Annotated in this window: 36 protein-coding genes; 22 read left to right on the top strand and 14 right to left on the bottom strand. The window is 47.5% G+C overall.

The features are described from left to right. Window positions 1–182 precede the first annotated feature (182 nt). Together KNQ14_RS07340 and KNQ14_RS07335 are read left to right on the top strand one after the other, a co-directional pair. Window positions 183–866, top strand: coding sequence for an ABC transporter permease (locus tag KNQ14_RS07340; protein WP_023468151.1), 684 nt, complete (start codon window positions 183–185; stop codon window positions 864–866). 1 nt (window position 867) lies between these two features. Further along, window positions 868–1,758: an ABC transporter ATP-binding protein gene (locus KNQ14_RS07335; protein ID WP_035397616.1), complete on the top strand. Its 891-nt coding sequence runs from the start codon at window positions 868–870 to the stop codon at window positions 1,756–1,758. Here KNQ14_RS07335 and KNQ14_RS07330 read toward each other — a convergent pair. The 3 genes from KNQ14_RS07330 to KNQ14_RS07320 all read right to left on the bottom strand — a co-directional run bounded on the left by KNQ14_RS07330 (window position 1,747) and on the right by KNQ14_RS07320 (window position 4,047). Next, window positions 1,747–2,358 (bottom strand): YdeI/OmpD-associated family protein, encoded by a 612-nt coding sequence (locus KNQ14_RS07330; protein WP_214745587.1) that lies wholly within the window; start codon window positions 2,356–2,358, stop codon window positions 1,747–1,749. The two genes, KNQ14_RS07335 and KNQ14_RS07330, sit on opposite strands and share 12 nt — an antisense overlap. Window positions 2,359–2,422: 64 nt before the next feature. After that, window positions 2,423–3,508 (bottom strand): GGDEF domain-containing protein, encoded by a 1,086-nt coding sequence (locus KNQ14_RS07325; RefSeq protein ID WP_214860334.1) that lies wholly within the window; start codon window positions 3,506–3,508, stop codon window positions 2,423–2,425. 155 nt (window positions 3,509–3,663) lie between these two features. Beyond that, window positions 3,664–4,047, bottom strand: a complete 384-nt coding sequence (locus tag KNQ14_RS07320) for a hypothetical protein (protein WP_214860329.1) — start codon at window positions 4,045–4,047, stop codon at window positions 3,664–3,666. A 142-nt stretch (window positions 4,048–4,189) separates the two neighbouring features. Between KNQ14_RS07320 and KNQ14_RS07315 the strand changes: the two genes are divergently transcribed. The 4 genes from KNQ14_RS07315 (at window position 4,190) to KNQ14_RS07300 (ending at window position 7,913) form a co-directional block, all read left to right on the top strand. After that, window positions 4,190–5,194, top strand: a complete 1,005-nt coding sequence (locus tag KNQ14_RS07315; protein WP_214860328.1) for an ABC transporter ATP-binding protein — start codon at window positions 4,190–4,192, stop codon at window positions 5,192–5,194. Further along, window positions 5,191–5,985, top strand: a complete 795-nt coding sequence (locus KNQ14_RS07310) for an ABC transporter permease (protein WP_208796383.1) — start codon at window positions 5,191–5,193, stop codon at window positions 5,983–5,985. The genes KNQ14_RS07315 and KNQ14_RS07310 overlap by 4 nt, the downstream gene beginning before the upstream one ends. Beyond that, the gene (locus KNQ14_RS07305) at window positions 5,982–6,773 is read left to right on the top strand and encodes an ABC transporter permease (RefSeq protein WP_214745600.1); all 792 of its coding nucleotides are present in this window, start codon (window positions 5,982–5,984) and stop codon (window positions 6,771–6,773) included. The genes KNQ14_RS07310 and KNQ14_RS07305 overlap by 4 nt, the downstream gene beginning before the upstream one ends. A gap of 150 nt (window positions 6,774–6,923) precedes the next feature. After that, window positions 6,924–7,913, top strand: a complete 990-nt coding sequence (locus tag KNQ14_RS07300; protein WP_214860327.1) for a DUF2268 domain-containing putative Zn-dependent protease — start codon at window positions 6,924–6,926, stop codon at window positions 7,911–7,913. 127 nt (window positions 7,914–8,040) lie between these two features. Here the strand turns inward: KNQ14_RS07300 and KNQ14_RS07295 are convergent, their stop codons facing one another. From KNQ14_RS07295 to KNQ14_RS07280, 4 genes are all read right to left on the bottom strand, one after another. Next, complete coding sequence (locus KNQ14_RS07295; protein WP_214860326.1) at window positions 8,041–8,817, bottom strand: hypothetical protein; 777 nt, start codon at window positions 8,815–8,817, stop codon at window positions 8,041–8,043. 85 nt (window positions 8,818–8,902) lie between these two features. After that, the gene (locus tag KNQ14_RS07290) at window positions 8,903–9,325 is read right to left on the bottom strand and encodes a MarR family winged helix-turn-helix transcriptional regulator (RefSeq protein ID WP_023468160.1); all 423 of its coding nucleotides are present in this window, start codon (window positions 9,323–9,325) and stop codon (window positions 8,903–8,905) included. A 19-nt stretch (window positions 9,326–9,344) separates the two neighbouring features. Continuing rightward, on the bottom strand, window positions 9,345–9,737 hold the full coding sequence (locus KNQ14_RS07285) for a MarR family winged helix-turn-helix transcriptional regulator (protein ID WP_214775377.1): 393 nt from the start codon (window positions 9,735–9,737) through the stop codon (window positions 9,345–9,347). 180 nt (window positions 9,738–9,917) lie between these two features. After that, the gene (locus tag KNQ14_RS07280) at window positions 9,918–10,448 is read right to left on the bottom strand and encodes a hypothetical protein (protein WP_052017138.1); all 531 of its coding nucleotides are present in this window, start codon (window positions 10,446–10,448) and stop codon (window positions 9,918–9,920) included. A gap of 199 nt (window positions 10,449–10,647) precedes the next feature. On the opposite strand from KNQ14_RS07280, the gene arr reads away from it, so the two are divergent. The 4 genes from arr (at window position 10,648) to KNQ14_RS07260 (ending at window position 11,866) form a co-directional block, all read left to right on the top strand. Then, window positions 10,648–11,049: an NAD(+)--rifampin ADP-ribosyltransferase gene (gene arr, locus KNQ14_RS07275; protein WP_058265846.1), complete on the top strand. Its 402-nt coding sequence runs from the start codon at window positions 10,648–10,650 to the stop codon at window positions 11,047–11,049. Window positions 11,050–11,068: 19 nt separating this feature from the next. Further along, window positions 11,069–11,308 carry a hypothetical protein gene (locus tag KNQ14_RS07270; RefSeq protein WP_214860325.1) on the top strand — a complete coding sequence of 80 codons (240 nt, stop codon included), beginning with the start codon at window positions 11,069–11,071 and terminating at the stop codon, window positions 11,306–11,308. A 24-nt stretch (window positions 11,309–11,332) separates the two neighbouring features. After that, on the top strand, window positions 11,333–11,584 hold the full coding sequence (locus KNQ14_RS07265) for a hypothetical protein (RefSeq protein ID WP_214775379.1): 252 nt from the start codon (window positions 11,333–11,335) through the stop codon (window positions 11,582–11,584). A 105-nt stretch (window positions 11,585–11,689) separates the two neighbouring features. After that, window positions 11,690–11,866, top strand: a complete 177-nt coding sequence (locus KNQ14_RS07260) for a hypothetical protein (RefSeq protein WP_214860324.1) — start codon at window positions 11,690–11,692, stop codon at window positions 11,864–11,866. Between the two features lie 17 nt (window positions 11,867–11,883). Here the strand turns inward: KNQ14_RS07260 and KNQ14_RS07255 are convergent, their stop codons facing one another. After that, window positions 11,884–12,315, bottom strand: a complete 432-nt coding sequence (locus KNQ14_RS07255) for an Rrf2 family transcriptional regulator (protein ID WP_214745621.1) — start codon at window positions 12,313–12,315, stop codon at window positions 11,884–11,886. 163 nt (window positions 12,316–12,478) lie between these two features. On the opposite strand from KNQ14_RS07255, the gene KNQ14_RS07250 reads away from it, so the two are divergent. Both KNQ14_RS07250 and KNQ14_RS07245 read left to right on the top strand, forming a co-directional pair. Continuing rightward, a complete protein-coding gene (locus KNQ14_RS07250) occupies window positions 12,479–13,114 on the top strand; it encodes an NAD(P)-dependent oxidoreductase (protein WP_214860322.1) in 636 nt (211 codons plus the stop codon). Window positions 13,115–13,242: 128 nt separating this feature from the next. After that, the gene (locus KNQ14_RS07245; RefSeq protein WP_214745627.1) at window positions 13,243–13,425 is read left to right on the top strand and encodes a hypothetical protein; all 183 of its coding nucleotides are present in this window, start codon (window positions 13,243–13,245) and stop codon (window positions 13,423–13,425) included. Window positions 13,426–13,482: 57 nt separating this feature from the next. Here KNQ14_RS07245 and KNQ14_RS07240 read toward each other — a convergent pair whose 3' ends face one another. From KNQ14_RS07240 to KNQ14_RS07225, 4 genes are all read right to left on the bottom strand, one after another. Then, window positions 13,483–13,764 carry a hypothetical protein gene (locus KNQ14_RS07240; RefSeq protein ID WP_214745630.1) on the bottom strand — a complete coding sequence of 94 codons (282 nt, stop codon included), beginning with the start codon at window positions 13,762–13,764 and terminating at the stop codon, window positions 13,483–13,485. Between the two features lie 91 nt (window positions 13,765–13,855). Further along, on the bottom strand, window positions 13,856–14,224 hold the full coding sequence (locus tag KNQ14_RS07235) for a hypothetical protein (RefSeq protein ID WP_214745633.1): 369 nt from the start codon (window positions 14,222–14,224) through the stop codon (window positions 13,856–13,858). Continuing rightward, the gene (locus KNQ14_RS07230; RefSeq protein WP_214860320.1) at window positions 14,217–14,942 is read right to left on the bottom strand and encodes a hypothetical protein; all 726 of its coding nucleotides are present in this window, start codon (window positions 14,940–14,942) and stop codon (window positions 14,217–14,219) included. Before KNQ14_RS07230 ends, KNQ14_RS07235 begins: the two co-directional genes overlap by 8 nt. A gap of 102 nt (window positions 14,943–15,044) precedes the next feature. After that, on the bottom strand, window positions 15,045–15,587 hold the full coding sequence (locus KNQ14_RS07225) for a GNAT family N-acetyltransferase (protein WP_214745639.1): 543 nt from the start codon (window positions 15,585–15,587) through the stop codon (window positions 15,045–15,047). Window positions 15,588–15,801: 214 nt separating this feature from the next. Here KNQ14_RS07225 and KNQ14_RS07220 point away from each other — a divergent pair, with 214 nt between their 5' ends. From KNQ14_RS07220 to KNQ14_RS07210, 3 genes are all read left to right on the top strand, one after another. Next, complete coding sequence (locus KNQ14_RS07220; RefSeq protein WP_214745642.1) at window positions 15,802–16,431, top strand: DedA family protein; 630 nt, start codon at window positions 15,802–15,804, stop codon at window positions 16,429–16,431. 87 nt (window positions 16,432–16,518) lie between these two features. Further along, on the top strand, window positions 16,519–17,613 hold the full coding sequence (locus tag KNQ14_RS07215) for an MGDG synthase family glycosyltransferase (protein ID WP_214745645.1): 1,095 nt from the start codon (window positions 16,519–16,521) through the stop codon (window positions 17,611–17,613). A gap of 16 nt (window positions 17,614–17,629) precedes the next feature. Continuing rightward, on the top strand, window positions 17,630–18,316 hold the full coding sequence (locus tag KNQ14_RS07210) for a polysaccharide deacetylase family protein (protein ID WP_214745648.1): 687 nt from the start codon (window positions 17,630–17,632) through the stop codon (window positions 18,314–18,316). Between the two features lie 47 nt (window positions 18,317–18,363). Here KNQ14_RS07210 and KNQ14_RS07205 read toward each other — a convergent pair whose 3' ends face one another. Together KNQ14_RS07205 and KNQ14_RS07200 are read right to left on the bottom strand one after the other, a co-directional pair. Further along, window positions 18,364–18,603 carry a hypothetical protein gene (locus tag KNQ14_RS07205; protein ID WP_214745651.1) on the bottom strand — a complete coding sequence of 80 codons (240 nt, stop codon included), beginning with the start codon at window positions 18,601–18,603 and terminating at the stop codon, window positions 18,364–18,366. Between the two features lie 82 nt (window positions 18,604–18,685). Next, on the bottom strand, window positions 18,686–19,795 hold the full coding sequence (locus KNQ14_RS07200; protein WP_214745654.1) for a GGDEF domain-containing protein: 1,110 nt from the start codon (window positions 19,793–19,795) through the stop codon (window positions 18,686–18,688). Between the two features lie 155 nt (window positions 19,796–19,950). On the opposite strand from KNQ14_RS07200, the gene KNQ14_RS07195 reads away from it, so the two are divergent. From KNQ14_RS07195 to KNQ14_RS07165, 7 genes are all read left to right on the top strand, one after another. After that, a complete protein-coding gene (locus KNQ14_RS07195) occupies window positions 19,951–20,484 on the top strand; it encodes a DUF402 domain-containing protein (RefSeq protein ID WP_214745657.1) in 534 nt (177 codons plus the stop codon). Beyond that, a complete protein-coding gene (locus KNQ14_RS07190; RefSeq protein ID WP_214860318.1) occupies window positions 20,481–20,966 on the top strand; it encodes an NUDIX hydrolase in 486 nt (161 codons plus the stop codon). The genes KNQ14_RS07195 and KNQ14_RS07190 overlap by 4 nt, the downstream gene beginning before the upstream one ends. Window positions 20,967–21,139: 173 nt before the next feature. Next, window positions 21,140–21,895: a helix-turn-helix domain-containing protein gene (locus tag KNQ14_RS07185; protein WP_214745663.1), complete on the top strand. Its 756-nt coding sequence runs from the start codon at window positions 21,140–21,142 to the stop codon at window positions 21,893–21,895. Then, window positions 21,895–22,530, top strand: coding sequence for a M15 family metallopeptidase (locus KNQ14_RS07180; protein WP_214745666.1), 636 nt, complete (start codon window positions 21,895–21,897; stop codon window positions 22,528–22,530). The genes KNQ14_RS07185 and KNQ14_RS07180 overlap by 1 nt, the downstream gene beginning before the upstream one ends. Then, window positions 22,527–22,772, top strand: a complete 246-nt coding sequence (locus tag KNQ14_RS07175; RefSeq protein ID WP_214745669.1) for a phage holin — start codon at window positions 22,527–22,529, stop codon at window positions 22,770–22,772. Before KNQ14_RS07180 ends, KNQ14_RS07175 begins: the two co-directional genes overlap by 4 nt. Before the next feature lie 134 nt (window positions 22,773–22,906). Then, window positions 22,907–24,043: a GGDEF domain-containing protein gene (locus KNQ14_RS07170; protein WP_214745672.1), complete on the top strand. Its 1,137-nt coding sequence runs from the start codon at window positions 22,907–22,909 to the stop codon at window positions 24,041–24,043. A gap of 66 nt (window positions 24,044–24,109) precedes the next feature. Continuing rightward, window positions 24,110–24,604 (top strand): Imm64 family immunity protein, encoded by a 495-nt coding sequence (locus KNQ14_RS07165; RefSeq protein WP_214860316.1) that lies wholly within the window; start codon window positions 24,110–24,112, stop codon window positions 24,602–24,604. Window positions 24,605–24,639 lie beyond the last annotated feature (35 nt).

The raw sequence follows: 24,639 nt of genomic DNA, 5'->3' as shown, positions 1-24,639 counted from the left end.
GGAAACTTTCTTTAAGGAGTAGCGTAGAGTAAGATGACACGTCATTTACATAGAGGAGAATTCACATGGAAACCATCATCACGATGCTCTTAACAGCCGTTACCTTATATGGGCTCGGTGTCCTTGTCACGAAAGTAAAAGAACGCTTGCGTTAATCAAAAATATGTCCAAAGGAGTCCGTCATGTTTCCAATCGTAAAACAAGAATTCACGAGCAGCTTCAAAAGCATCAAAGCGATTCTATTGATTCTTTTTCTGACGATCACGTCCGTCTTCACAGCATCGTATTTGACGAGGCATCCGGAACTGCTTGCTGGCGTTAATCAACCGTCTGCCTATACTTCAAGCATTAAGTTCTTCATCCTGTTCTTCGGTTTTCTGTTCGTGGCTGCGTTATCACACGACATCATCAATCGTGAAATCGAGACACGGACGATTCGTTTACTGGTCACGAAGACGTCGCGTCTGCGAATCGTTTTGGAGAAGTTTCTCGGATCATTGTTATTCTGGTGCGCGACGCTTACGATCAATTTCCTGATTGTCTCGCTCTACGCGCAGCAATGGTTCTGGATCGATTATCTGACGGTTCTGATCGTCATCCTATACATCACCAGTTTCAACATCTTTTTATCTACGATGATTGCGAAGCCTGGTTTGACGATGTTTCTCGGTATATTTCTCGGGATTGTCGTCCCGATCATCGGTCTCTGGTCAGCGTTCTCGGAAAAATGGTACCTGGTACCGTTTCAATACATCTTGCCGTACCACGCTGTCATCATGTCTGGGACGTTATTACTGTTACCTGTTTTATGGAGTGGGTTGTTTTTGACAGTCTCCTATCTCACGTTAAAGCGAAAGGATTTGTAATATGAGTGCGATTGAAGTAAATGGGTTGAAGAAATCGTTTGGTGCGAAGGAAGTCTTACGAGAAGTGAATTTGACGGTCGAACGAGGAGAAATCTTTGGTTTTTTAGGTCGTAATGGTGCTGGGAAATCGACGTTCATTCAGATTATGACCGGAATCACACAAGCGACAGGCGGAACCGTCGCACTTCTCGGTGAATCCGCTGATCGTCTGGATGCCATCAAACAACGGATCGGGGTCATGCCGGATACATCAAATCTGTATCATGATATGACGGCACGTGCGTTTCTTAACTATATGGCAGGATTATCAGGAGTTCGCATCACGAAGCAAGAAGTTAGAAGATTGCTTGAACAAGTCGGATTAAGCGGGACGGAGCGACAAAAAATCGGGAGCTTCTCGTTCGGGATGAAGAAAAAGATCAGTATCGCACAAGCGCTCACCGGAAATCCGGAATTACTCTTTTTAGATGAACCGACGTCCGGTCTTGATCCAGAATCGGCGATCGAGATCCAGCGATTGTTGCTTGCATTAAAAGCGGACGGAAAAACGATTTTCTTAACCTCGCATAACTTGAATGAGATCGAAAAGATGTGTGACCGTGTCGCCATCATGACGGAGGGAAGAATCGTCCGCTGTGGAACCGTTGCGTCCTTACAAGAAGCAATGAGGCAGGAGATTCAAATCCGTATTCGGACTGTTCCGCGATTAGCGCCATCGCATCTGCCAGCATACGCTCGGCTTTTGTCGCAAGCTGATGATTGTACACGGCTTGATTTATCGACGGAAGAGGATATTCCAGAGTTACTCGTCATGCTTGCGGAACAAGACGTCAAAGTCTACGAGGTGCAGATCGAACGTCAATCGTTAGAAGAGATTTTCTTAGCGGTCTGACCGACTAGCCTCTGATTCCGTCTCCGGAACATCTTCGAGTAAAAGACGACCCCCGTCATTCCACTGACCGTACATCTGATTCCGTTTCGTTTTTTCAATCAACGTCTGCAGACGTTTTTCATAGAGAACGGGATCCTTGCGTACACTTTGAATCGTATCGATCCGGATGCGTCGATAGAGCTCCGGGAAGTCATTAAACTGTTCATAGACGACCGGGTCTTCTTGTAGGCGCGCTTGGATCGTGTCATCAATGACGAACGCATCAGCACGCATGTCTGGTAGAACCTGTCGTCCGGACGGTTGTATCAAGCCGAGGCGCTCTAAGCGACGGACTCGTTCCTTGTTCAGTTCGGTCCAGTTGCTGTTTTTTCGACGCGGGGTGAATCGTTGCGCCAGTTCGCCGTCTTCGGTCTTCTTTGCAATTCCATCAATCCAGCCGAAGCAAAGTGCCTCTTCGACGGCATCGAGATAAAGTAAACCGTCCCCGATTTGTTTTCGACTGAGAATCACCCAACAGAAGGTCGCGCGATTCGCGTGTTTCGTCAGCCACTGTCGAAAGCCATCGCGATCGGTAAAGCGTAAGACATTCGTGATTTCCACGTTCGTTCCTCCATTTCAGATAGCAGTGCCCCCTCCACGTCACGCGAGGGGGCACTTTTCGTATTCATCGCAACGGGTCATGATGAAAGACACAATTCCGACCACTCTTCTTCGCTTGATAGAGGGCAGCGTCTGCCTGCTGGATCGTCTGCAGAAAATTATGGGTCTCAGACGGTTGATGAGTTTGGCGAGACACCCCAATCGATAACGTCACTTGCAACGGTTCCGTCGCTGATAACTCATACGTCCGTTTGGCACTGGCTTCACAGATTTGTTCCGCGAGTCGACGCGTCTCCGGCAACGAATGCTCCGGCAACAGCATCATGAACTCTTCACCGCCGAATCGTCCGAGCACACACGTTGGGGGACAATACGATGCTAGCAAAGAGCTGATTTGCCGTAAAATATGATCGCCGCGGTCATGACCGTAAGTATCATTGACCTGTTTGAAATGATCGACATCGATGATCATGATTGAAAAGTCCGTCTGTTGTGATTTGTAACGTAGGACGGTCTCTTCTAAACGACGTCGATTATCAAGCCCTGTCAACGTATCCGTCAAGGCAAGACGCCGATGCATCCGGACTTGAGTGAAGTGCCAGCGGACTTGATGCAAGATGCTGTGCAAGAGGAGACCGGCGCAACCATTCCCGACGAGAAAGATCGTCATCGCTGTCACATCATTCGGTTGAACATGTTGAACGTATGGTAAACAGAGAATGAGTGCAATGCCGAAAATGATTGGAAACGAGATGAATCGATCCGGTGCTTCATTTTGTAAGTACAAGACAACGATGCTGACAATCAGATACGTACCGATCAGCCAATAGGCATGAGCGGAATCAAAAACGAACGTTTGAAGGGAAGCGAAGACGAGGGTCGTGATGAAGCCGCTACTAATACCTCCATAAATGAAGGCGATGACAATCAAGGTAATCGATAAGTCGAATTGAAATCCCTCATAGGTGATGGCATTATGGATGACCCAGTAGCCGGCACCTGTCGCAAGAATCAGTACTAACAGATTTTTCTTCAGCCAGCTGTCGAACGTGTTTCGAAACTGAAATCGTTTAAAAAAGAACAGGGAGATGAGCACGAAGAAAAAGGTCAGAGCGACGTTGAGGATAAGATGGTTCAGCGTATTCCACATATTCGTGTTCCTCTCAAATGAGTTCTGAAAAATAACTACAAAAAAATGTTTCATTCAATGAATATTTATTCTATATAGCCAACGATACCCTAAAGATGTATGAAAATATCTTAATTTCCGTATATTTTAAAAAAGATTAGATTTCTTCAACTAAGTTAATAATACTCTGAGATTTTCTCACGTGAAGACTCGACGAGATAATCAAGTGAGACGAAATTGCGAATGAATGCATACGAGCCAATTTCCTCGATGGATACGCCTAATCTCTCTGCCTGTTGATTGATGTCATCTTCTTGCGATTGCAGCATCTCGAAGCCTGCTGCTTGCATCCGCTCTCCGTCGAATTCGAGCGTAACGACATCTCCATCCTGCCAATCATTTTTTAATTGATGAAAGTGCGTTTGATACGCTGCGCTTGGAGGATCGACTTCGAAGGCGATCCAGCCTGTTGGTGCGTCGATTTGAAATGTCGGTGACAATCCACCGCGCGTCACGATTGATTTCATGTGATGCCGATGTGTCATATGGCGTAATAGCATGGTCAGACCACTCCTTTTTTTATCTATTATTACGCGACAGCGTCAGAATATCGAGAAAAATTTTCAAAAGAGATGGAAGACTCTTGGATTTTTCTGGTATACTACGTTTTCGGAAAGCGTTTGCACAAAAGGGGGAGAATACATGCAACCATATGCCGTCAAAGCAACAGGACTGACGAAACACTATCAAATCCTACAACGGGAACCGGGATTACGCGGAGCGATCAAAGCGTTGTTTCACCGGACGTACCGGACGAAAGAGGCGGTCAAAGCGATTGATTTGACGATCGCACCAGGAGAACGAGTCGGCTATATCGGTTTCAACGGTGCCGGGAAATCAACGACGATCAAGATGCTCGCTGGTATCCTGCGTCCGGACGCGGGGAACGTCCGGGTGTTCGGACTTGATCCACACGCCGACCGCGTCAAGAACGCGTCACAAATCGGAGCCGTCTTCGGTCAGCGGACACAACTGTTCTGGGACATTCCGGTCCAAGAATCGTTTGAGCTGTTGAAGGAAATCTATCAAGTGCCGACGTCCGAGTTTGCCGAGACGCTCGCGTGGTTTCGGGAGAAGCTCGATCTCGCACCGCTCCTAGACGTACCGGTCCGACAACTGTCGCTCGGACAAAAGATGCGCTGTGAACTAGCCGCAGCCTTCCTGCATCGACCAAAAGTCGTCTATCTCGACGAACCAACGATTGGGCTTGATATCGAGATCAAGGAGACGATCCGTCACTTCATCCGCGAGATGAGTGATCGCTGGGGGACGACCGTCATCTTGACGACGCACGACATGCAGGATATCGAGGAAGTCTGTGACCGTGTGATCGTCCTCGACGACGGTAAAATCATCTATGACGATACGATCGATCAGTTAAAGGCATCGTTCAGTCACGAGCGGACACTTCGAATCACGCTCGAAGAACCGGTGCCGTTCGCTTTACCGACAGTGTTGATCAATCGTGTGATCATGTTTGAGACGGATGAACTAACGTATGAGCTCGCCTTCGACGACCGAGAACTGTCAAGCGGTCAAGTCATCAAGGAAATCGTTTCGCTGTACGCCGTTCGGGACGTCTCCGTGTCCGTACCGAAGATGGAGACGTTAATCCGCAAGCTCTACCAAGCGGGGATCAGTGCATGAGAATCCGTAAATATACCGCGTTGATGCGGTCCCAAATCAAAGTTGATCTCGCCTACACAGCCTGGTACTGGGCAAGCATGTTCAGCGTGACGATGCGTCTGTTCATCCTCTATTTCTTCTGGCAAGCCGTGTATGCCAATAAGACCGATGTTTCCGGTATCTCGCTGTCAACGATGCTGACGTATGCGGTGCTTGCGACGATGATCGATCAGTTCCGCGGGGGTGCCGGACGCGATCTCGCCCGGATGATCAAACAAGGGGCGATCGCAATCGAGTTACTCCGTCCGTATCACTTGCTCGATAAGTTACTCGCCCAAGACATCGGCTCAAAAGTCTCGGTCTTGTTCCGCTCGATCCTACCACTCGTCCTCGTCTCGATTTTGTTCATCGGCGTGGATCGACCACAGTCATGGCTAGCTGGCATTGCCTTCGTCGGTAGCGTGATTTGTGCCGTGTTGCTCGCGACATTGATTGATCTGCTCGTCGGCATCTTTGCCTTCTATACCGTCAACATTTGGGGACTGTCCGTCTTACAGGACGCCATCATCACGATCATGTCCGGTGCGATCGTCCCGTTGACGCTGTTTCCGGACTGGTTTCAGACGATCAGTCTGTACTTACCGTTTGCTTCACTCGTCTACGTCCCGGTTGCGATCTATACGGGAGAAATTGGCGCAAGCGGTATCCTGCAGGCGTTACTGATTCAAATCGGCTGGTTGATCGGATTCTTCGTCATCTTGCGGATCACGTTCGCGCTCGCAATCCGGAAAGTGACGGTGTTCGGCGGATGAAACGATACATAAAACTCTACTGGTTGTATGCCAAAAGTCATTTTAAGGTCATGATGGAATATCGGATCGATTTCCTGATTGGTGTCTTGTCGGTCTTCGGTCAACAGTTCGCCTCACTCTTTTTCCTGTCGGTCGTCTTTCAGCATATCGAGACGCTAAACGGTTGGGACTTTTACGAGATCCTATTCATTTACGGGATTGCCTTTTTAGGGCGAGCCTTACACCATATCTTCTTTGATAACTTGTGGACGATCGGCTGGCAGTACATCCGGACCGGGAATCTGGATCGGTTGTTGATGCGCCCGGTCAATCCACTGTTTCAAATCGTCGCCGAGCGCGTTCAGCAAGACGGGTTCGGTCAACTATTGATTGGCGGGGGGGTGCTCTATGTTGCTTCCGATCACCTCGACATGATCTGGAGCTTCGGTGATGTCTTGATGTTGATCGTACTTGTTCTTTCGAGCGGATTGCTCTATATCGCGATCAACCTGTTTTTTGCGACGTTCTCGTTCTGGATGGTCGACAGTTTACCGGTCGTCTCAGCGGTCTTCAGTCTGAGTGATTTCGCCCGTTATCCGATGACGATCTACTCGAAGGTGTTGATGTTCGTCTTGACCTACATCATCCCGTTCGGCTTTACTGCCTTTTATCCGGCGATGTATTTCTTTGACGGAAGAGGCTATGGTGTAATGGCAGTCGCGACACCACTCGTCGCGATCATCGCCTGTTTGATTGCTTATCGGTTCTGGTTGTTTGGACTGAAGGCATTCGCGAGTACGGGATCTTGAAATAAGAAGAACCTTGAAGTGTTGCGAGGCTTCAAGGTTCTTTTTGTTTCTAATCAATTTAGATATGGATTTCTTTATGTGAAATATGAAACTTTTGTTATTAAATGACAGTATAAAATATTGAGACATGAATCTGAGGGAGGGGTTACATTGAAAAAGGGATGGCTCGTATTACTGTGTTTGGTCTTGGTTACCTTATCGGGGTGTACCGTTTGGGAAAGGACAGAAAACTTCTTTTCACCGAACGACGAAACGATTAAAAACAAGACGATCAAGATTGGTCAAGAGGATCAGGTCAAGATTGTTCCGCTCTATACGCAATACAATCAGTACTTAGAAGAAGCGATGCAGACAGGAAACTCAGACGACAATACGAACAGTTACCTAAAACATGTCTTAGGTTACATCGATGAAATCGGTGAGCAACAAAATCTCGATCTAACATATATGAAAAGTTACTTTATGCTACAAGCAACTGAGTATAAAGAACAATTGATGAGTCGGACGAAAGAGCTGATGAAACAAGATACAGAGATCAAAAAAATCATTGAAAAAAGTTACACTGCTTCACATCGGGCATTACCAAAACAAACGAATACGATATTCATCGTGCCTGTTAACTCGGAATTCATGGAGCGTATGGATGTCATGGGAGGGGTCGCAGGATTGGCAACTAGAGATTGCTTCATGCTATTCCTTACCGCTGACTACGATAAGAAAATGTTGGAATATGCAGTAGCCCATGAATATCACCACACTGCTTTATATGATCGGATGAAGCTAGATACTTCCTTAGGAGAGGAAGCTAGTCCACTGATCCATTCACTCCTCCTTGAAGGGAAAGCGGATCAGTTCGCGAAACGCGTCGTTAAAGGTGTGACACCAGCTTGGGTCGAGCCATTAGAAGAAGAGACGAAACAGCGTGTTCTACGTTTAATGAAAAATGGTGAGTTAACGCAAGATGATATCATGGACGGCAATAAGGAACAGGATGTACCTATGTGGAGTATGTACCGATTAGGTAAAGATATCATGGACGCATATCTTGAAAAATATCCTTCAGAATCGATAGCAGATTGGACGACTAAAGACGCGGAAACGATTTTAAAGGATTACAAGTATAAAAATGATCTACTTTGATTCAAAAAATAGACCCGTCAGCATAAAGAAGCTGATGGGCATATTTTTATACTTTTGAAATTTTTCGAAATTAAGTCGAACGCTTTTGAACGATGGATGAACAGAAATAAAACGGCGAACGTGTTGTTTAGGAAATATCAGTTCGGGCGAATGAACGGATAGCGTTTGACATGGCAGGGGAGACAGGATGAATCTGTTCGATGTAATCGAGGATCACTAGTGCAGCCGTTTTATTATGTGAATAGCCTGGCATCATCTCTGAGAATCGGTTGACCATTTCTGGGAAACGTTGCTCAATCCGACGTTCCGGAGCAAACGGATCAACAGATGTCGCTTCCTCTTTTTCAAATGAGGACAGAACGTGTAACAATTGACCAACGGCAAATTGTTGAATCAAACGGAAGGCTGATAAGGTTTCGCCACGTGTTTCGCGACAGAGCCCGACATATAGATTCGTCAGTGCTTCATGGATGGCGTAATCGACGGATGGATGTTCGCTCGAACTGTTATGTGGTTGTGGGACTAAGCGTTCAAACGCGTCGAAGGAAGGATCGCACCACACGATACGACCAGCGGAAAATGCAATTTCAGAAAGTTCATCTAGTTCGAAGATGGCGAATTCGGCATAGATACCGTCGTCAAACATGACTTTATGTCCATCCTGCGTATTTTGAAATTGAAAGTGTAAAGGGTATGTGTTTTCTAACCAGTCGAGTTGCTCGATGAATCGAGCCTTTTTACCGGGCTTTGCGATGATGAAAAAGTCTAAGTCCGAATAGTCATCGAGTCGTTCAAGTTCTTGACCGACAGAACCGAGTCCGAGCAGGACAAGCGCATCATCTGTTTGTGCAATCGTTTGCCCAATTGCGTCTAATCGTTCCAATAATACGTCTCTATGTGTCATCTCTGTTGCTCCCTCTTTATGGTGTTTAAATGTAAGAATTGCGGACACTTCATTAGGGAAGCGTCCGCGAGTGTCGGTAGGGCGATCAAAAATGATCGCTTTGCATCTTATGGAGCAATTGGTCGAACGTCTCGTGGTCCTTTGATGTAAAGGCACGGAAATAACGATCATCAATCTCTTCGATCTCGGGAGCTGACGTTTGAATCAGCGCTGCACCATCTTCCGTCAAGAGAATCCGTTTTTCCCGGTTGATTCGTTTTCGGATGACGAGGTGTTCCGCGAGTAACTTCTTCACCGTTTGCGAAATGGCACCGCTTGAGAGTTCGAGCGTGCGTTCAAGTGATTTTTGTGTCGCACTCTCTTGATGATACAAGGTCATCAATAAATCGAATTGGGATTTTGAGAGTCCTTTTGGTTTCAATACATCGTTGACTTCTTTCGAATAACGAGAATGGATTCGCTGAATGGCGTTCCAGTGTTGCATTGAAGATTCGAATGTGAAGGTCATGATTTTTCCTCCTCTTCTGTCACGCAGGATTGAGCTTATCGAAGAAACGGATTAATTCTTCCTGTTGTCGCGCAGTCAAAGCAGCGAATTGTTCTTGTTGAAAACGTTCATAGGCAGGCAACACTTCTTGCAGAATGGCTGTTCCTTTTTCCGTCAAGAGCAAATAGTTCGTCTTCCATTTGCGTTTGCGGGTGATGAGTTGCCGATCAAATAAACGTTTGATTCCGTGTGAAATCGTGCCATCGGTCACTTGGATCCGTTCAGCGATTTCCTTCTGGCTCGTGCATGAGGTCGTTTGTAGGCAACGCAATACTTCAAGATTCGTATGGGAGAGATCCCATTGTTTCAAGAACGCATTGACTCGCTTGATTTGTTGATTATGATACGTCGAAATCGTATACCAGCATGTCATGGGATATGTCTCTGTTATTATTGTCATGGGGAACCTCTTAAATGTAGAATGTACTGCTGATGAATTACTTTTACCATACCATATTAAAAATATGTAGTGCTACTAGTTTGAACGCAAACCCATCACTTCCCATCATTGCCTAGGAACTGTACAAAAAAGACCTGAACGTGTCAGGTCGGTTCAGGAAGGAATCCCATTCGAAAGCGTGAGATAGGAATCCGTTAACTGGAATCCATATTTCGTAAAACATTGATCTGAGACGCGTCCTTGTAAGGTGATCGTCGCATAATCGCCACGAATCGCGTAATGAGTGTACTTTTTTTCAATATCATGAATCAATGACTCAAGTAACAGACCACGCTCGCCGAGTCCTTCTTCCCGAACGTTGATCTCAAGTAAACAGAATGTACCGTATTCGGTGAGGGATGTGCGCTCCGTTCGTTCATGAAGCACCGTTAAGAACGAACGTTTTGAAATAAGGGATCGACTATGGGGTGGTTCTAGAATCGTGACGTAATAACTGAGAGCTGGTGGACGTAAATTACGCGTGACTTCGACGACTTGCCGCTGATTGTTGTACGCGAGACCAACGAATTGTTCCTGCGGATGATGCGGCACGGTCAGTCCTTCTTGCTCACAAACGGTTTGCCACTCGGCTTCTGGAATCCAGACAGCCTCTTCGGTTTTCGCTAAAGCTTTAAAGAACTTCACGTTAAACGGATGACCTCCTATAGGGTATGTAAAATGATTATTCCTATCATGCCTGATGGCTAGACAAAAAACGAGTTACAATCTGACGACAAATGCACTTCCTTTGCTATAAGTATACCGTGAAATTTCATTTTAAAACAGACTACACCTGAACGAATCGACTGTCTATACTGAATGTATCCAGTCAGGAGGCGAGCATATGAAACCAGTCGAAGGTCCGTTTTTCCATGGCACGAAAGCCACGTTGCAAATCGGTGACGAATTGAAACCAGGGCACGCGTCGAATTTTCGTGAACAACCGCTCCAGCACGTCTATTTCACGGCAACATTTGATGCAGCGAAGTGGGGCGCAGAGCTCGCACGATCTGACGCTCCGGAACGTATCTATCTCGTCGAACCACTCGGAGCGTATGAGGATGATCCGAACTTGACGAACAAACGGTTCCCAGGCAATCCGACTCGGTCGTATCGTTCGACGGAACCCGTGAAGATCATCGCTGAACTCGGAACGTGGGAACGGCATACCGATGAAGAGATTGAGACGATGAAAGCATCCCTGCAGCGGTTACGCGCAGAAGGGAAGGATACGATCATTGACTAAAAGAGCAAGGGGAGAAGACTTGCCTGTATATGATTTCAAATCGATCCAACCGACGAACGTGAACGTCATTGATCAATTATTGGTTAATCATTTGCATGCCATCCGCCTGAATCAAGACGACGAGCGTTTGATCACGATCCTCGAAGATCCATTCGTTCCACCTGTTGAAACGATCGTTGCAGTCTATTGTGTCTATCGAAAATCAATTCTTGATCTGTTGCAAGGTAGGATTGCCTCCATCGAATCGTATGACTTTTAGAATGCATCTGTGAAAGACAAACTCATGACAGCAGAAAGCGTCGAAGGAGTGCTTGATATGGCGACATTCGTCGTCATTGCCTCAGAAGACAACACCTATATGTCTCACTATTTTATCGGCGGTGAGGCAGAGAAACTTAATTCGATACTAAATGTATGCTTTGGTCATCCGAATTTGATTGACGATCAATCGACGAAGCGTTACATCAAACGCTTCGAGCAGGATGTTTTGATCGTTGAAAAGATGGGATTCATGAAATTGCTTCGAAATGAATAGAGAAACGAATTGAATGTAAGATAAGCACTACCACGTATTTTTTTGACAGAATGCACTGCAAGATGAAGATGGAATGGTACAATATGTAAAAAGGGGGTCGTTCTAATGTCTCGCTTCAAACAAGAAAAGAGACAACCACTCGATCATCTCCGCGACGGTGTCGATCAAGGTCTCGGTAGTGCCGTACCACGTGGGCAAAACGACGGGATGCGTGGTCTTGAGATGCTCGCGGTGCTTGTCGTCCTCGGTGGAGGATATCTACTGTATCAATGGTTTTTCTAAAGCAAGAAGCATCGCCCTCATGAGGACGATGCTTCTTTTTGTTCGATTTCACTGACGATATCATCCAGTGTGACGTGAGCGAGCACCTTTTCAAGAGCAGATTGAGCGAGCTCAAAGATTGGTGTGACCGTCGATTGGATGTTTCGTCCGACCGGGCAATCTGGGTTCGGTGCGGCATGGACGCCGAACAGTTCCTTGTCCGGTACGACAGCGACGGCTTGGTAAACGTCAAGTAGCGTGATGCAAGATGACGGGCGGGCGAGTCGCGCACCGGCGACACCCGGGCGGACCTCAATCAGATCGGCTTTTTTGAGCATGCTCATGATTTTACGGATGACGACCGGATTCGTATTGACGCTGCCAGCAATCAAGTCGGATGTCATCTTCTCGTAAGTCGCAATCAACGAGAGAATATGGATGCCGACGGAAAAACGTGTACTGATGGCCAACGGATGACCCTCCTTCTTAAAAACATTGTTCTCTCATTATACGTCGTATTGTTCATTTGGCAAGAAACGGGGAATAGGAACAACACTGTTGACAAACAAAGTAATTGTAACTATATTGGTTACATGTAATCAAAGTAGTTACATATCAAAAGGAGGAATCATCATGAACATCGGAATCATCGGCGCAACAGGAAAAGCAGGACAATTGATTTTACAAGAAGCAATCACACGCGGGCATGACGTCACGGCAATCGTCCGTAACGCAGCAAAAGTGACCGCAGACGTCACGATTCTCGAGCGCGATGTGCTCGCGCTGACGAAAGACGACTTGAACGGGTTTGACGCAATCGTCAATGCGTTTAACGCAGCACCGGGTGAGGAAACGAAACATATCGAAGTCGGTCGTCATTTAATCAACGTGTTAGCAGGAAGCAAGACACGACTATTCGTAGTCGGTGGTGCTGGAAGTCTATTCGTCGATGCTGAGCATAATGTACGTGTCATGGAAACACCGGATTTCCCGGAAGCGTATTATCCGACAGCTTCGAACATGGGGAAAAACTTGATCGAACTGCAAGGGCAGCAAGACGTGACGTGGACGTATCTCAGCCCCGCTGGATTCTTTGATCCGAATGGTCAACGAACGGGAGTATATACAGTCGGTGGCGAGCAGATGATTCTAAACGCAAAAGGGGAAAGCTACATCAGTTACGCGGATTACGCCATCGCTGTAGTGGATGAGCTTGAAAAAGGTCAACATCTCAACGAGCGGTTCTCGGTCGTTGGCGAACAAGGGTGATGGTGTCAGACCGACTTACGTAGTCGGTCTTTTTTAATGGACGGAGTGAGAGATACAGCGGAGGACGGATGGCATAGTAGCATGGTTTGTTTAATATGAGAATAGAAACGACTAAAGGAGCTCAAATCATGATGCGACGATGCTTAAGTATCATCAGTCTGTTAGCTGTCTTGATCGTCTGTACGACATCTGCGCAACCGTCCCGGTTCGAACGTTCGGAACCGGTCGCGACGATCGAGGATCATTACGAAGGACAAATCAATTGGCCGAGTGAAAGCGATCCGTTGATAGAACTTCACGCCAAACCGTGATCTACATATGACCGATCAAAACCCGTCTCCTTAAAGAAGACGGGCTTTTTGGTGACGTTAAATGACAGTCATTGCGCTCAAGAAGACGAAGAAGAACGTGACGCCGCTCGTCAAAATCAAAAAGGGAAGGACGATCAGTAATTCGAGATGCGGACGAAGACCGTAGTAAAGCAGAAAGAACAAAGTCAAACAGGCGGTCGTGATCGTCAACGCAAGAGAAGTCATCAAGAGATGAAGAGGTTCGACGAACGGAACGAGAGACGATCCTGTGATCGTATCGAAAGCTAAACCGAAGGACAAAAAAATGAGTAAATACAGAAGCGATTTTTGACGAAACATGCGGCATGTCTCCTTTTACTAAACGATACATTTAGTATAAAGCGTAGGTCATCTTGTTTTATCTAACAAAAATGTAAGAAAGCGGATGATTTCAAACAGCTGAATCTTTCTTGTATAACAATGTCAAACGCGTCATCAAAAAGTAAAGGAAAGCGGCGCTACTCGCGATTGCCTGAAAATAGATCGGTTGAAACAGACCTTTGAATACAAGTAACAGTACGCCACCGAGTAATAAAGCGATGCCTTGATTCAGGAGGAGGTGTGTTATCCAAGGTAGTGGACGTGAGCGAAATCGGAAGTAACGAATCGCGTCGGTCAGGATGCCACCGACCGTGATGACGATCACAAACGACAGCAAGGTCTCGAAGACACCTGGATAATACCCATAGTCCGTATCGGGCATGAGTCGTGGTGATGACGGAAGATGTTGATAAAGCATCAGAAAAATCCAATTACTCATCAGAAGTCGAAATGACAGACGGATCATGGTACTCCTCCTTTCCAGTCTTCATGAGGATGAATAGACGGGTGATCATTACATATAAAAAGGCAGCGACTACATTTCCGATGAAAAAAACCGCAGGAAGTGAACTGAACAAGATGAACGCACCGGCAAACACGAAGACCGTACCTTGATGAACGAGGAGATGCGTCATCCACGGTAGCGAACGCTTCGTGAAACGGACAGCTAACAGAGCGTCAGCAATCACGGTACCGCTGAAGAATAATAGCATGACAGCATCCAACTGTTCATTGACAAGCTGCACCGCGTAAGACAAAAACGGAACCATCATCGTCATTGATCCAAACAATTGGAGAAACAGAAAAAAGCTGAAGACGGTCCGACCGAGCCACCCGAACAGATAGGGGAGGAATGATGAGTACTTTCGCGCCGACTCGGAGAAGATGAAATAGATCAACGCTACACCTGAACAGAATAAGATGAGAACAAGCGAAAACGAATTCGATTGCATGAGCAGATAGAGGACAATGCTTGCGAATAATGCCATGATTTGATTGAGGATGGTCCGTTTTACGAAAGAAATATTCGAACGAAATAACAGGCGTGGAAGTCCTTCCGTCAAGAGTGCGCCGGTCAGAATGGCGGGACCGGCAAACAATAGACCAATCATAAAGAAGTCGTTGAAGGAAGTGCCGTATATTGTTGGATCACCCATCCAAGCCCAGCAATGAGTGCATACAAGAAAGCGAACAATATCGCGGTAATAAAACTATTCTTTACGATAGATAACAGAAGGTAAGCCCTTTCCGACTGACGTTTAAAATAGTTTATACCAATACAACGTCAGATCGATATGTGGATTGACGAATTGTTTTAAACTATCGGCACCGCCGAGCTCGAAGCCTTCTCGCTCGTAAAAACGGCAAGCAATCAGGTTATCGTCTTGTGCTTCGAGTGACAGACCACTCAACTCGCGTTGTTGTGCCCATTTCGTCGCAGCAACAAGCAATTGGTGTCCGACGCCAAGTTTACGAAATGCTTGTTTGACCGCGATGTTTTCGATATAGGCGAAACGGTTCCAGTCACGAACAAGGCGAATGTGACCGATACAAGAAGTGCCGGAAAAGGCGAGGAGGACGATTCGATTCTCGTTTTCGATATATGTCGTCCAATCGAGTCGATCGTCAGGGAAACGGGTTTCAGTAGCGGTTTCATAGAGTTCTTCCGTATAGGACCATGTGGTACCAGAAAACTGCGGAACGATGCGTCCGATAATTGGGAATGGATCGTTGGCATGGTTGACGAATGGAATGCTCTCGAACGATAGCGGTTGAATCGTTAGCTTTTCAGTCTCTTTCATTGTCATCCTCCTTTTGTCTATAGAGATCTACTTCACTCTATTCATCATCTCCTACAGACTGAGAATTGTCACGAGGAGAGATGCGAGAACAGGTCAATTTTCGAATGAACCAGGTTTTAATTTTTCTAAAAAAGGAATTGCTTCAACAGGAACGAATACATAGTCAGAAGACGTTGAAACAGTACAGAAAGACAGCAGTAGAGGACGTGACAACATGAATATGGATACGGTCAATCAGTATCTCGATGCCTATGGATATGGCGTTATTTTCATTTTTTTATTTTTTGGCATCGTCGGGATTCCAGCACCGGAAGAATCCTTACTCGTCCTGATTGGTATCTTAAGTGGTCAAAACGAAGAACGTTTAATCTATTCAATCTTGACCGCGTATGCTGGGACGTTTGTCGGTATGCTGACGGCATATGGAGCAGGGCGCTTCTTCGGACCGACCGTCCTACGGTACGGTCGATTCCTCGGATTGACGAAGGAACGCTGGGAGCGGGTGTCAAACGGCTACATGGAACGAATCAATCGAACGATCATCGGCGGTCTTTACATTCCGGGTGTGCGGCAGATCAATCCATATTTTGCAGGCCTGAAGCGGATTTCTTTCGGTCGGTACTTTTTTGTATCAGCAATCGGTTCCGCGCTGTGGGTCGTACCTTTTGTCTTACTCGGTCACTTTGCAGGAAAGACATTTCATATCAAGCCGGAAGTCGTACCGTATTTCGGACTTGCCTTACTCGTATTGTTCCTGATCGGAGTGCTCGTGAAATGGCTCAAGCGGAAGCGACTTGAGAAACGCGTCGTTTCAGGGAAAAACCAAGCGGGAAAAGAAGACTAAACGTTACTTTTTTGTTGAAGGAACGTCGGAACAGTTTGAAGGAGTGGACAAACGATGCAAAAAATAGTGATCTTTCCTTTTTTAAGGATGCGATCCGGTCATCATCTGGTTGCCGAAGCGATCGCCGAACGATTGCAAGGACCAGGGATTGAAGTCAAGGAAGTAGAATTGCTCAGTACGATCAGTCCATTTGCGGAATGGGTGACATCAAAGTTTTACCTGAACTGGATCCGACACTTCTCAAACGGCTACAGTCGTTTTTATCACCAGCATATTGCCGGACGTTCGAGCAATGCCCGGTCGACAGGGTGGACGTCGCATTATTTCCAACAACAGATGTTACGGATCATCCGGACGGAACAACCGGACGTCATCATCTGTACACATGCGTTTCCTTCCTATCTCTTGAATCAATTAAAAGAACGAAACCTTTGTGACGTACCGGTCATCAATGCCTATACCGATCTATTCGTCAGCCGCGTCTGGGGAAAGACGCATATCGAGTATCATCTGTTGCCGAATCGTGAGGCAAGGCAAGAATTGCACGAGCATCATGCTGTACCAAGTGAGCGCTTGTTCGTGACGGGTATCCCCGTCCATCCAGCAATTTCTGGTGGTTCCATCTTTCGCTCGACGCAGTCCCGCAAACAAATTCTTGTTGCTGGCGGAAACGGTGGACTCGGTCAACTCGAGACCTTACTGACGCAGATCGAACAGTGTCCAGAAGCAGATTTCCATGTCTTATGTGGGAAGAACCAAACATTGTATAAACGACTAGCTTCGCGACATCATCCACATATCCATCCGCTCACCTATATCGATTCACGGGATGAGATGAATCAGCTGTATGAACGAATGGATGCGATTGTCACGAAACCAGGTGGCGTGACGGTCAGTGAAGCATTCGAAAAACGTGTACCGTTGTTCATTCAACACGTCCTACCGGGACAAGAAGAGATCAATCGTACGTATTTGATGGAGAAAGGACTTGCGTTCGCATTTCATCAAACGGATACACTCGCGGACGTCATCCGTCGGACGCTTGAGAACCCAGACGTCATGCATGCTTGGCAACAAGCAGTCACGCAGTATCAAAATGATCGTGTCATGGCCGATCAGCGGTTCTTCGCGGAACGGATTGCGGGTTGCCTGCAAGTCCATCGCCGAAAAGTAAATGAATAAAAGGGAGTTAGTTTCTATGCGTTCACGTCTTATCACAGCAGGAATTCTCGCGACACTCGCCTATACGGTCGTCCCGTACGTGGCGTCACGCGTCTTTGGATGGCGCGTGACAAAATCACTGAACTCACGATACGTCGCTTTGACGTTCGATGATGGTCCAGATCCCGTCTATACGGCAGAACTGCTCGATCTCTTACAACAAGAAGGCATTCAGGCGACGTTTTTTGTCGTTGGTCATAAAGCAGAAGCACATCCGGACCTCATTCGCCGGATACACGACGAAGGGCATCAACTTGGTATCCACAATTACGTCCATCGACCGAACTGGTCGATGCGACCGTCGACCGTCCGTTCAGGCATCGAGCGGACGGCTACAGTCATTGAACGGATCACGGGCGACCGACCGACCGTTTATCGTCCACCGTGGGGTGCGCTTAATGCTGGAGATGTCCTCTGTCCTCCTTCTTACAAGATGATTCTCTGGTCGAAGATGGCGGAGGACTGGAAGCTAGAGGGCGGGAAGGCGAAAATCAAACGGCTACTATCAAATGTGTCAGAAGGAGATATCATCTTGCTCCACGATAACGGGGATACGTTCGGCGCGGACCCACAAGCACCTGTGCAGACGATTGAAGCGCTTCGTGAACTCTTGCCGAACTGGAAAGCACGCGGCTTACAGTTTCGTCGCATTGATCAAACGTAAAAAAAAGAGGAGCTATCCGGTGCAGGATAGCTCCTCTTTTGCATGGATTAAGCATTGCGTGACATGTCGTCCTCGTCTGCTTGGAGGATCAAGCGTCGTACGACGAACGAGCGTAAGAATAAGATGAAGGTGATGAGCGGAAGTAGTAACCACCACGATTGCGTTAAAAATAAGTCATCAAACGTCGTGATCATGACGAAATGATGCCCGATGTACAGCCACTTGAACAAGGAACTGACGAACAGAATCGCTTCTGATGTCGTCATGAACTCAAAATCGGATTTCATTGCTTCACTCCTTATGGATGGATGATCTGTTTTTGCATCATCCAGCGCAATCTACTAAATAATCGAATGCGTATGATAAAGATTAAGAACGGACCGGTTCGCGGTCTTGTGTCGTCATGGCTGCCTCAGCATCGACTTCGTACAGAATGACGCGGTTCCGTCCTTGTTCCTTGGCGGCATATAACGCTTCGTCGGCAAGGATATTCATCCGCTGGGCAGCAACGTGTTTCCCATGGGCGATTCCGACGGATGCTGTGATCGAGATGGCGGAAAAACCGTCGAGCTGAAAGCGCGTGTTCGCGATCCGCTCCCGGATTCGGTTGGCGACCTTCGCGACTTTCGAAGGCGTCAAATCATAGACGAGGACCATGAATTCCTCTCCACCGATGCGCGCCGTGATATCGTGCGGACGCGTTTCTTCCTGTAAGATCCGTGCGAACTGTTGCAAGACGAGATCACCGTTCGCATGCCCGTATGTATCGTTGACATGCTTGAAGTGGTCGATGTCGAGTGCGAGCACATTGTAGACACGTCCTTCTTCTTCAAGCAACGCCGTCCGTTCGTCCCAAACACGGCGATTGTATAGTCCCGTCAAGTGATCGACTTCCGCTGATTGTTTATAGCGTTGCACCTGTTCGTTAAGCAACTGAAAATCAATCGTCAACAGGCTCGATAAGAGTCCGACCGCGAGTCCGATCGTCCATGTCGAAGCGAGCAAACGAAGAGCGGCATCACTAAAGCCGAGATTAATCGAGACAGCAATCGAGATCATGAACAAGGCCCAAACGTTCATGATGAGATTTTGCAAGAATGGTCGTTGGAGCAGCCGTTTGTGGATGAAGTACATCCCGGAGCTGATGCCAAGGACAGCAAGAAAGGCGACGACTGCTTGGGGTGTCCAACCGAAATAGAACCGAGAGCAACCGATGATTAGCGTCGCGATGATCAGTGGCGAGCGGACGCCATAAAAAGCGAGCAGAACGAGTGGCAAATGTCGCAAATCCATCCGTAACGACTCGTTGACGGCGATCCCCTTAAACATCAATAGCACCCCGAGCAGCCCGGTCGCGAGACCGACGATGAGGGTTTTCAAGCTACTTGACGCAAGACGCTGACTATAGATGATTTTGGCAATCAAATAAAAGCCGGTGAAGGCGATGCAAGCATTCAATAACAACTCGGCAATGAACATCGGTTCCACATCCTTGAGTATGATACCTTCACGATAGCAGTTTGATAAACGATGTCAACGAGAGACACTCAAAATTTTAGTAAATCAGGTAAAGACTTGCTTCGATATGATCATTTGGTAAAATAAGAGAGCTTTAGGGAAAGGGAGGGATGAGGTTGGAACCGAAACATCTAACGATTGAAGCGCGGAAGTTTGACGGACGTCCGCACTACTCGTGGGACGGAGACGTTCTTGTTCAGACGGAAGCGTATCTGCTCGTCGCGAATACGCCAGTGCGGACACTTTTACATCATCGTCGCGAAGCCGTTTATACATATGACAATTATAGTCTGGAATTCTATCCGCTTGATGCTGATTTTACGGTCGGTCTCGATATAGAGCGGACGGGAGAAGTGACGTACTACTGTAACATTTGCTTACCGCCGGTACTTCAAGGAAATACCTTATCGTTCATTGATCTGGATCTCGATCTCGTCCATCGAGAGGGAGTGTGGACGGTCGTCGACGAGGACGAATTTTTAGAGAACCAACAATTGTACGACTATCCGACTGATGTGATTGAACTAGCTCGTGCATCGTTACTGAACCTACAACAGCGAATCGCGCAGCAACAGTTTCCGTTTGACGGCTTTTTGGATTCATTCATCCCGACCGTCCTACAGATGAAGAGAAGGGGGAATGACACATGAAGACGATTCGTTGCCACCGGGCATTTGGTGTCTATGGATTATTGATGAAGGAGGATGCCTTACTCGTCATCGACAAGAATGGTGGACCGTATATCAATCGCTATGACTTACCAGGGGGAAGCCTCGAAGAAGGAGAGACGCTCGCTACGGCGATGCGCCGGGAATTCACGGAAGAGACAGGGCTCGAAGTGGCACTCGAACGACAGATCGGCGTCGCGGACTTCAAGCTTCCGTGGGATTGGCGCGAGTTCAACGAAGTCCATCACATCGCTGTCTTTTATCTCGTCCGACAGACGGGTGGAACGCTGAGTATCCCCGAACAATTCGTCGGACAAGACTCACTCGGTGCGCGCTGGGTCAATGCGAGTGACGTCTCGATTGATAACGCGTCACCGCTCGTACTCGAAGCGTTTCGCTGGATCGAGGAACAGCGACTCGATCTCGAGGCACGACACTTCTCGAATTGGGACGTCTTAAAATGAACAGGAGCGCTCTTCGTTGACGGAGAGCGCTTTTTTACGTCTGCAATGTCATAAAGACGAATCGTCAGGAGTGTTGGTCAAACCAAGCAGCATCATCTGATTGGTTCGCATGTATTTTTTTCGAACAATCCTCGACTTCTTCCTGTCATATTTCCTAGAAAGGAGGAATCACCATGCAAGCCCCATATCTCCCGGTTCCCCATACGCTCTTACGGAGCGGGACGGCATTTGCGTCTGTCCATGAAAAGATGATCTACCTGATTCTTGAGAGCTTCAGCGGTCAGGATGGTCAAGCATTCCCGTCCTATCAAACGATTGCCGACGCTGTCCCGTGCAGTAAATCGACGGTTAAGTCATGTATCCAGTCCTTGATTGCAAGCGGTCGGATCGAGAAAGTCGAACGGTTCACGAAACACGGAGGACAGACCTCGAATGCTTATCGTGTCCTGTCCCGTGTCGACATACCGTCCCCGGCGAGTCACGAGACGACTGCTCCCGAGGTTTCTGCTGCCTCCGAAGAAGAAGTCTTGAAGAATACGACTTTAAAAAAGGAACTGATGCAGCAGTACGAAACGAATCTCGGCAAGGCGACACCACGAATCGAGCAGGAATTGCTACAGCTGGCAACAGACCATCCGATTGAGCGCATCCAGTATGCGATCGAAGAGGCGGCGCGGGCGAACAGTCGTCATTTTGGTTACATCGAGCAAGTCGTAAAGCGTCTCGCGACTGGATTACCGGCTGAACGGCGAAAACGAATAACCAAACGTTCAAGAAGAGACACTTCATTATTTCAATTACCGAATTGGATGGAACGAGAAAAAGCAGCGCAACGAGTGTATGAAGCACACCAGAAGGAGAACCAGATCATACCTGACGACGCCGAAATTGCTGAACTATTACAAGGACTGACAAGGGAGGGAGCCTGATGCAACTAGAAGAAATACTCCGACGTGCCAATCAAAAACTATCCGTTCCGGGCATGCATCCGTCTGTCGTCCGGATCGCGCGTGACGCGATTCGAGAGCTGTATCCGCATGGAATCAAACTCGGTATAGCGCAAAGTTTTCGGAGCATCGCGGAACAGAACGTATTGTACGCAAAAGGACGGACGACACCAGGACCCATCGTGACGCAAGCCCGCGGTGGACAATCAAACCATAATTTCGGTGTCGCAATCGACGTCTTTCTCTATCAGGATGGAGCATTGTTCCTTTCTCCGCCAGACGCGCGACTCCGGCGGATCGTTGCAGCGATGAAACGACGCGGAATGGACTGGGGAGGGGATTGGTCTCGTTTTCCCGACTACCCACACTTTGAACTGTACGATCATGTCAGTCTAGCGCGTCATCACGTTCCAAAACAAGGGCGCTATCTCCGGGAAAAAATCCAAGCACCGGAACTCGTCCGAGCCATTGAAAAACGCTTGGGTCTTGTGGTGACAGGAATCTTTGATGCCCGATTGACGCACGCCGTTCGAACGTTCCAACAGACATGTCGTCTAGTCGCTGACGGAATCGTTGGTCCGCAAACATGGCGTCAACTCTTTCCGGTGTCACCATGATACGACTTCAGGCGTGGATCCGTCTTTTAATACCGCTCTATGTTTTCCTTGAGTTACTCTTGCCGACGCTCGGTTTTACGGCATTGCCAGTGTCGGCAAGTGACGTCGAACGGTTCGTGACGGGTTTAGTCGGACTAGTTGGTCTACTCGTCGCTTGGTGGAAGAACAATGATGTGACTGAGCGGGCACTGAGACGAAGGCAGGCACAGGAACAGTTGGAAAACACATCCATGACCGATTGAGTAGTCTGGAAGCGTTTGGAATATGCTAGCAACGGGCATTATTTCATACAAACGACTAACAGTTTGATTTCAAGACACCGATAGAAGGGATAGACTTTAGTCAATTAGAAAGAGAAAGAAAGGTCGGTCTTTTTGTGAAATGGTCAACGTTGCAGCGCTATTTGTTTTTGGCACTCTGTGCGCTTTTATTTACAAGCGTATGGAGCTATCAAGCTTTCCTGAAAATCGAACGAGAGAATGCACGCATCTTAAACGAGGCGATTCCCATCTCGACGGAAGCAGCGGAGTTGTTTCCGGCGTTACTAAATCTTGAACTGGTCGTTCGCAGTTACATCCTCTCACCGAACGAGGCGGATATAGCGCAGTATGATCGGACGATTGATCGGCTTGATCAAACGATCAAGCGACTCAATCAACTCGATGAGAATCATCCAATCATGCGAAAGCTCGTTCGGACGGAAGCGATTCCCCGGATCGAGACAGCAACCCGGTTTTATGATGCCCAACTGGCACTCGTTCGAAGCGGGGATCAAGCAGTCGCTGAGGCAAAACGCTATCAAGGAATGCAATATATCGAGACATTTCGTCCGATCGATGCCCGTCTACGGACGGACGTCAACCGAATCATCGCCGAAGCAACGAATCGTTCCGAACAAGCATCGAGTGCTGCGAAATGGGTCATCGTCGTCGTCGCAAGCATCGCCGTTCTTGTCTTGATCGCCTTCATCCAGACGTTTCGGATGGAACGCAGTAAACGAGCCTTGATTCATCGTTCGCTTCACGACGCCTTGACCGGTATCCCGAATCGGCGGGCGTTCGATGAACGATTGGAGCAACTCCTTGAAGAAGCCAAACAACAGCAGACACCACTCTCCCTGATTTTGATCGATGTCGATGCCTTTAAGTCGTATAATGATACGTACGGTCATTTAAAAGGGGATGAATGTTTAAAGGAAGTCGCCCGCGTCTTGAAGCGTCAAGCACGGCATGGACAAGTCGCACGGTACGGTGGAGAGGAATTCACAGTCTTGTTGCCGCGTGGAGCAGAAGAAGCCCGGCACATTGCAGAACGCATCCGACAGGACATTCTCGACTTAAATATCGTACATGAACGGTATGAACCACTTTGCCGGGTCAGTGTCAGTCTTGGTTTGACGTCACTTGTACCCGAAGCAGAGATGACGGAAAAAGAGATGATTGACCAAGCCGATCAAGCGTTGTATCGGGCGAAAGAGAATGGTCGGAACCAAATCGGTGACATGGCAGGGTAAGGCATAATCAGATGGGAATGAAGAATGGTGATACAGGTAGGATTTGTTTTTGAAAAAACGGAAGACATGGAAAACGCTGCTCGAACGGTCTTGGATGCATTTCATTCAGACATAAGATGTCTCGGATACAGTTACGCGACGGATATTGATGGATCACATTGGGGCGAGGAAAAAGGTCTTCCGAATGACTGGCGTCAATTGCTGAGTCATCATTACGGGAATGCCTCGCTCGTCTTCTCAGCGTATCATGGTTTAACGACAATACCTGTTCGAATGACGATTGAAAAAGAGCCTGACTGCTTTGGTTTTCGATTCGGTTTTCAAGTGGAGAAGTTGATTCCGTTGACGACCGACCAGCAAGAATTGATGTTCATGGAGGACATGCAAAGGATTGCTGACAGATCAAGCGCTCTGTATGCCTTTTGTGATTTTGATGCGGAAATCGAGCATGCGATAACGGAACGGGAACACATCAATCGAGAATATGCGATCGTCTACTGGTCCAAGGAGAAGACTTTTTTAAAGAACGCATGGAAAATCGATGGTTTTACAGACCGATGAACACAAAAATACCCCGCGTGAGAATTTGCTTCTCA

This window comes from Exiguobacterium sp. s161 (genome assembly GCF_018619045.1).
GTDB lineage: Bacteria > Bacillota > Bacilli > Exiguobacteriales > Exiguobacteriaceae > Exiguobacterium_A > Exiguobacterium_A indicum.
Note: the sequence above shows the minus strand (reverse complement) of the source record. Positions and strands in the feature narration are given on the sequence as shown.

Coding starts and splice junctions, on each gene's coding strand:
- KNQ14_RS07340 (WP_023468151.1), top strand. CDS start 183: ATGTTTCCAATCGTAAAACAAGAATTCACGAGCAGCTTCAAAAGCATC.
- KNQ14_RS07335 (WP_035397616.1), top strand. CDS start 868: ATGAGTGCGATTGAAGTAAATGGGTTGAAGAAATCGTTTGGTGCGAAG.
- KNQ14_RS07325 (WP_214860334.1), bottom strand. CDS start 3,508: ATGTGGAATACGCTGAACCATCTTATCCTCAACGTCGCTCTGACCTTT.
- KNQ14_RS07320 (WP_214860329.1), bottom strand. CDS start 4,047: ATGCTATTACGCCATATGACACATCGGCATCACATGAAATCAATCGTG.
- KNQ14_RS07315 (WP_214860328.1), top strand. CDS start 4,190: ATGCAACCATATGCCGTCAAAGCAACAGGACTGACGAAACACTATCAA.
- KNQ14_RS07310 (WP_208796383.1), top strand. CDS start 5,191: ATGAGAATCCGTAAATATACCGCGTTGATGCGGTCCCAAATCAAAGTT.
- KNQ14_RS07305 (WP_214745600.1), top strand. CDS start 5,982: ATGAAACGATACATAAAACTCTACTGGTTGTATGCCAAAAGTCATTTT.
- KNQ14_RS07295 (WP_214860326.1), bottom strand. CDS start 8,817: ATGACACATAGAGACGTATTATTGGAACGATTAGACGCAATTGGGCAA.
- KNQ14_RS07290 (WP_023468160.1), bottom strand. CDS start 9,325: ATGACCTTCACATTCGAATCTTCAATGCAACACTGGAACGCCATTCAG.
- KNQ14_RS07285 (WP_214775377.1), bottom strand. CDS start 9,737: ATGACATGCTGGTATACGATTTCGACGTATCATAATCAACAAATCAAG.
- arr (WP_058265846.1), top strand. CDS start 10,648: ATGAAACCAGTCGAAGGTCCGTTTTTCCATGGCACGAAAGCCACGTTG.
- KNQ14_RS07265 (WP_214775379.1), top strand. CDS start 11,333: ATGACAGCAGAAAGCGTCGAAGGAGTGCTTGATATGGCGACATTCGTC.
- KNQ14_RS07260 (WP_214860324.1), top strand. CDS start 11,690: ATGTCTCGCTTCAAACAAGAAAAGAGACAACCACTCGATCATCTCCGC.
- KNQ14_RS07250 (WP_214860322.1), top strand. CDS start 12,479: ATGAACATCGGAATCATCGGCGCAACAGGAAAAGCAGGACAATTGATT.
- KNQ14_RS07245 (WP_214745627.1), top strand. CDS start 13,243: ATGATGCGACGATGCTTAAGTATCATCAGTCTGTTAGCTGTCTTGATC.
- KNQ14_RS07240 (WP_214745630.1), bottom strand. CDS start 13,764: ATGTTTCGTCAAAAATCGCTTCTGTATTTACTCATTTTTTTGTCCTTC.
- KNQ14_RS07235 (WP_214745633.1), bottom strand. CDS start 14,224: ATGAGTAATTGGATTTTTCTGATGCTTTATCAACATCTTCCGTCATCA.
- KNQ14_RS07230 (WP_214860320.1), bottom strand. CDS start 14,942: ATGGGTGATCCAACAATATACGGCACTTCCTTCAACGACTTCTTTATG.
- KNQ14_RS07225 (WP_214745639.1), bottom strand. CDS start 15,587: ATGAAAGAGACTGAAAAGCTAACGATTCAACCGCTATCGTTCGAGAGC.
- KNQ14_RS07220 (WP_214745642.1), top strand. CDS start 15,802: ATGAATATGGATACGGTCAATCAGTATCTCGATGCCTATGGATATGGC.
- KNQ14_RS07215 (WP_214745645.1), top strand. CDS start 16,519: ATGCGATCCGGTCATCATCTGGTTGCCGAAGCGATCGCCGAACGATTG.
- KNQ14_RS07210 (WP_214745648.1), top strand. CDS start 17,630: ATGCGTTCACGTCTTATCACAGCAGGAATTCTCGCGACACTCGCCTAT.
- KNQ14_RS07205 (WP_214745651.1), bottom strand. CDS start 18,603: ATGAAATCCGATTTTGAGTTCATGACGACATCAGAAGCGATTCTGTTC.
- KNQ14_RS07200 (WP_214745654.1), bottom strand. CDS start 19,795: ATGTTCATTGCCGAGTTGTTATTGAATGCTTGCATCGCCTTCACCGGC.
- KNQ14_RS07190 (WP_214860318.1), top strand. CDS start 20,481: ATGAAGACGATTCGTTGCCACCGGGCATTTGGTGTCTATGGATTATTG.
- KNQ14_RS07185 (WP_214745663.1), top strand. CDS start 21,140: ATGCAAGCCCCATATCTCCCGGTTCCCCATACGCTCTTACGGAGCGGG.
- KNQ14_RS07180 (WP_214745666.1), top strand. CDS start 21,895: ATGCAACTAGAAGAAATACTCCGACGTGCCAATCAAAAACTATCCGTT.
- KNQ14_RS07175 (WP_214745669.1), top strand. CDS start 22,527: ATGATACGACTTCAGGCGTGGATCCGTCTTTTAATACCGCTCTATGTT.
- KNQ14_RS07165 (WP_214860316.1), top strand. CDS start 24,110: ATGGAAAACGCTGCTCGAACGGTCTTGGATGCATTTCATTCAGACATA.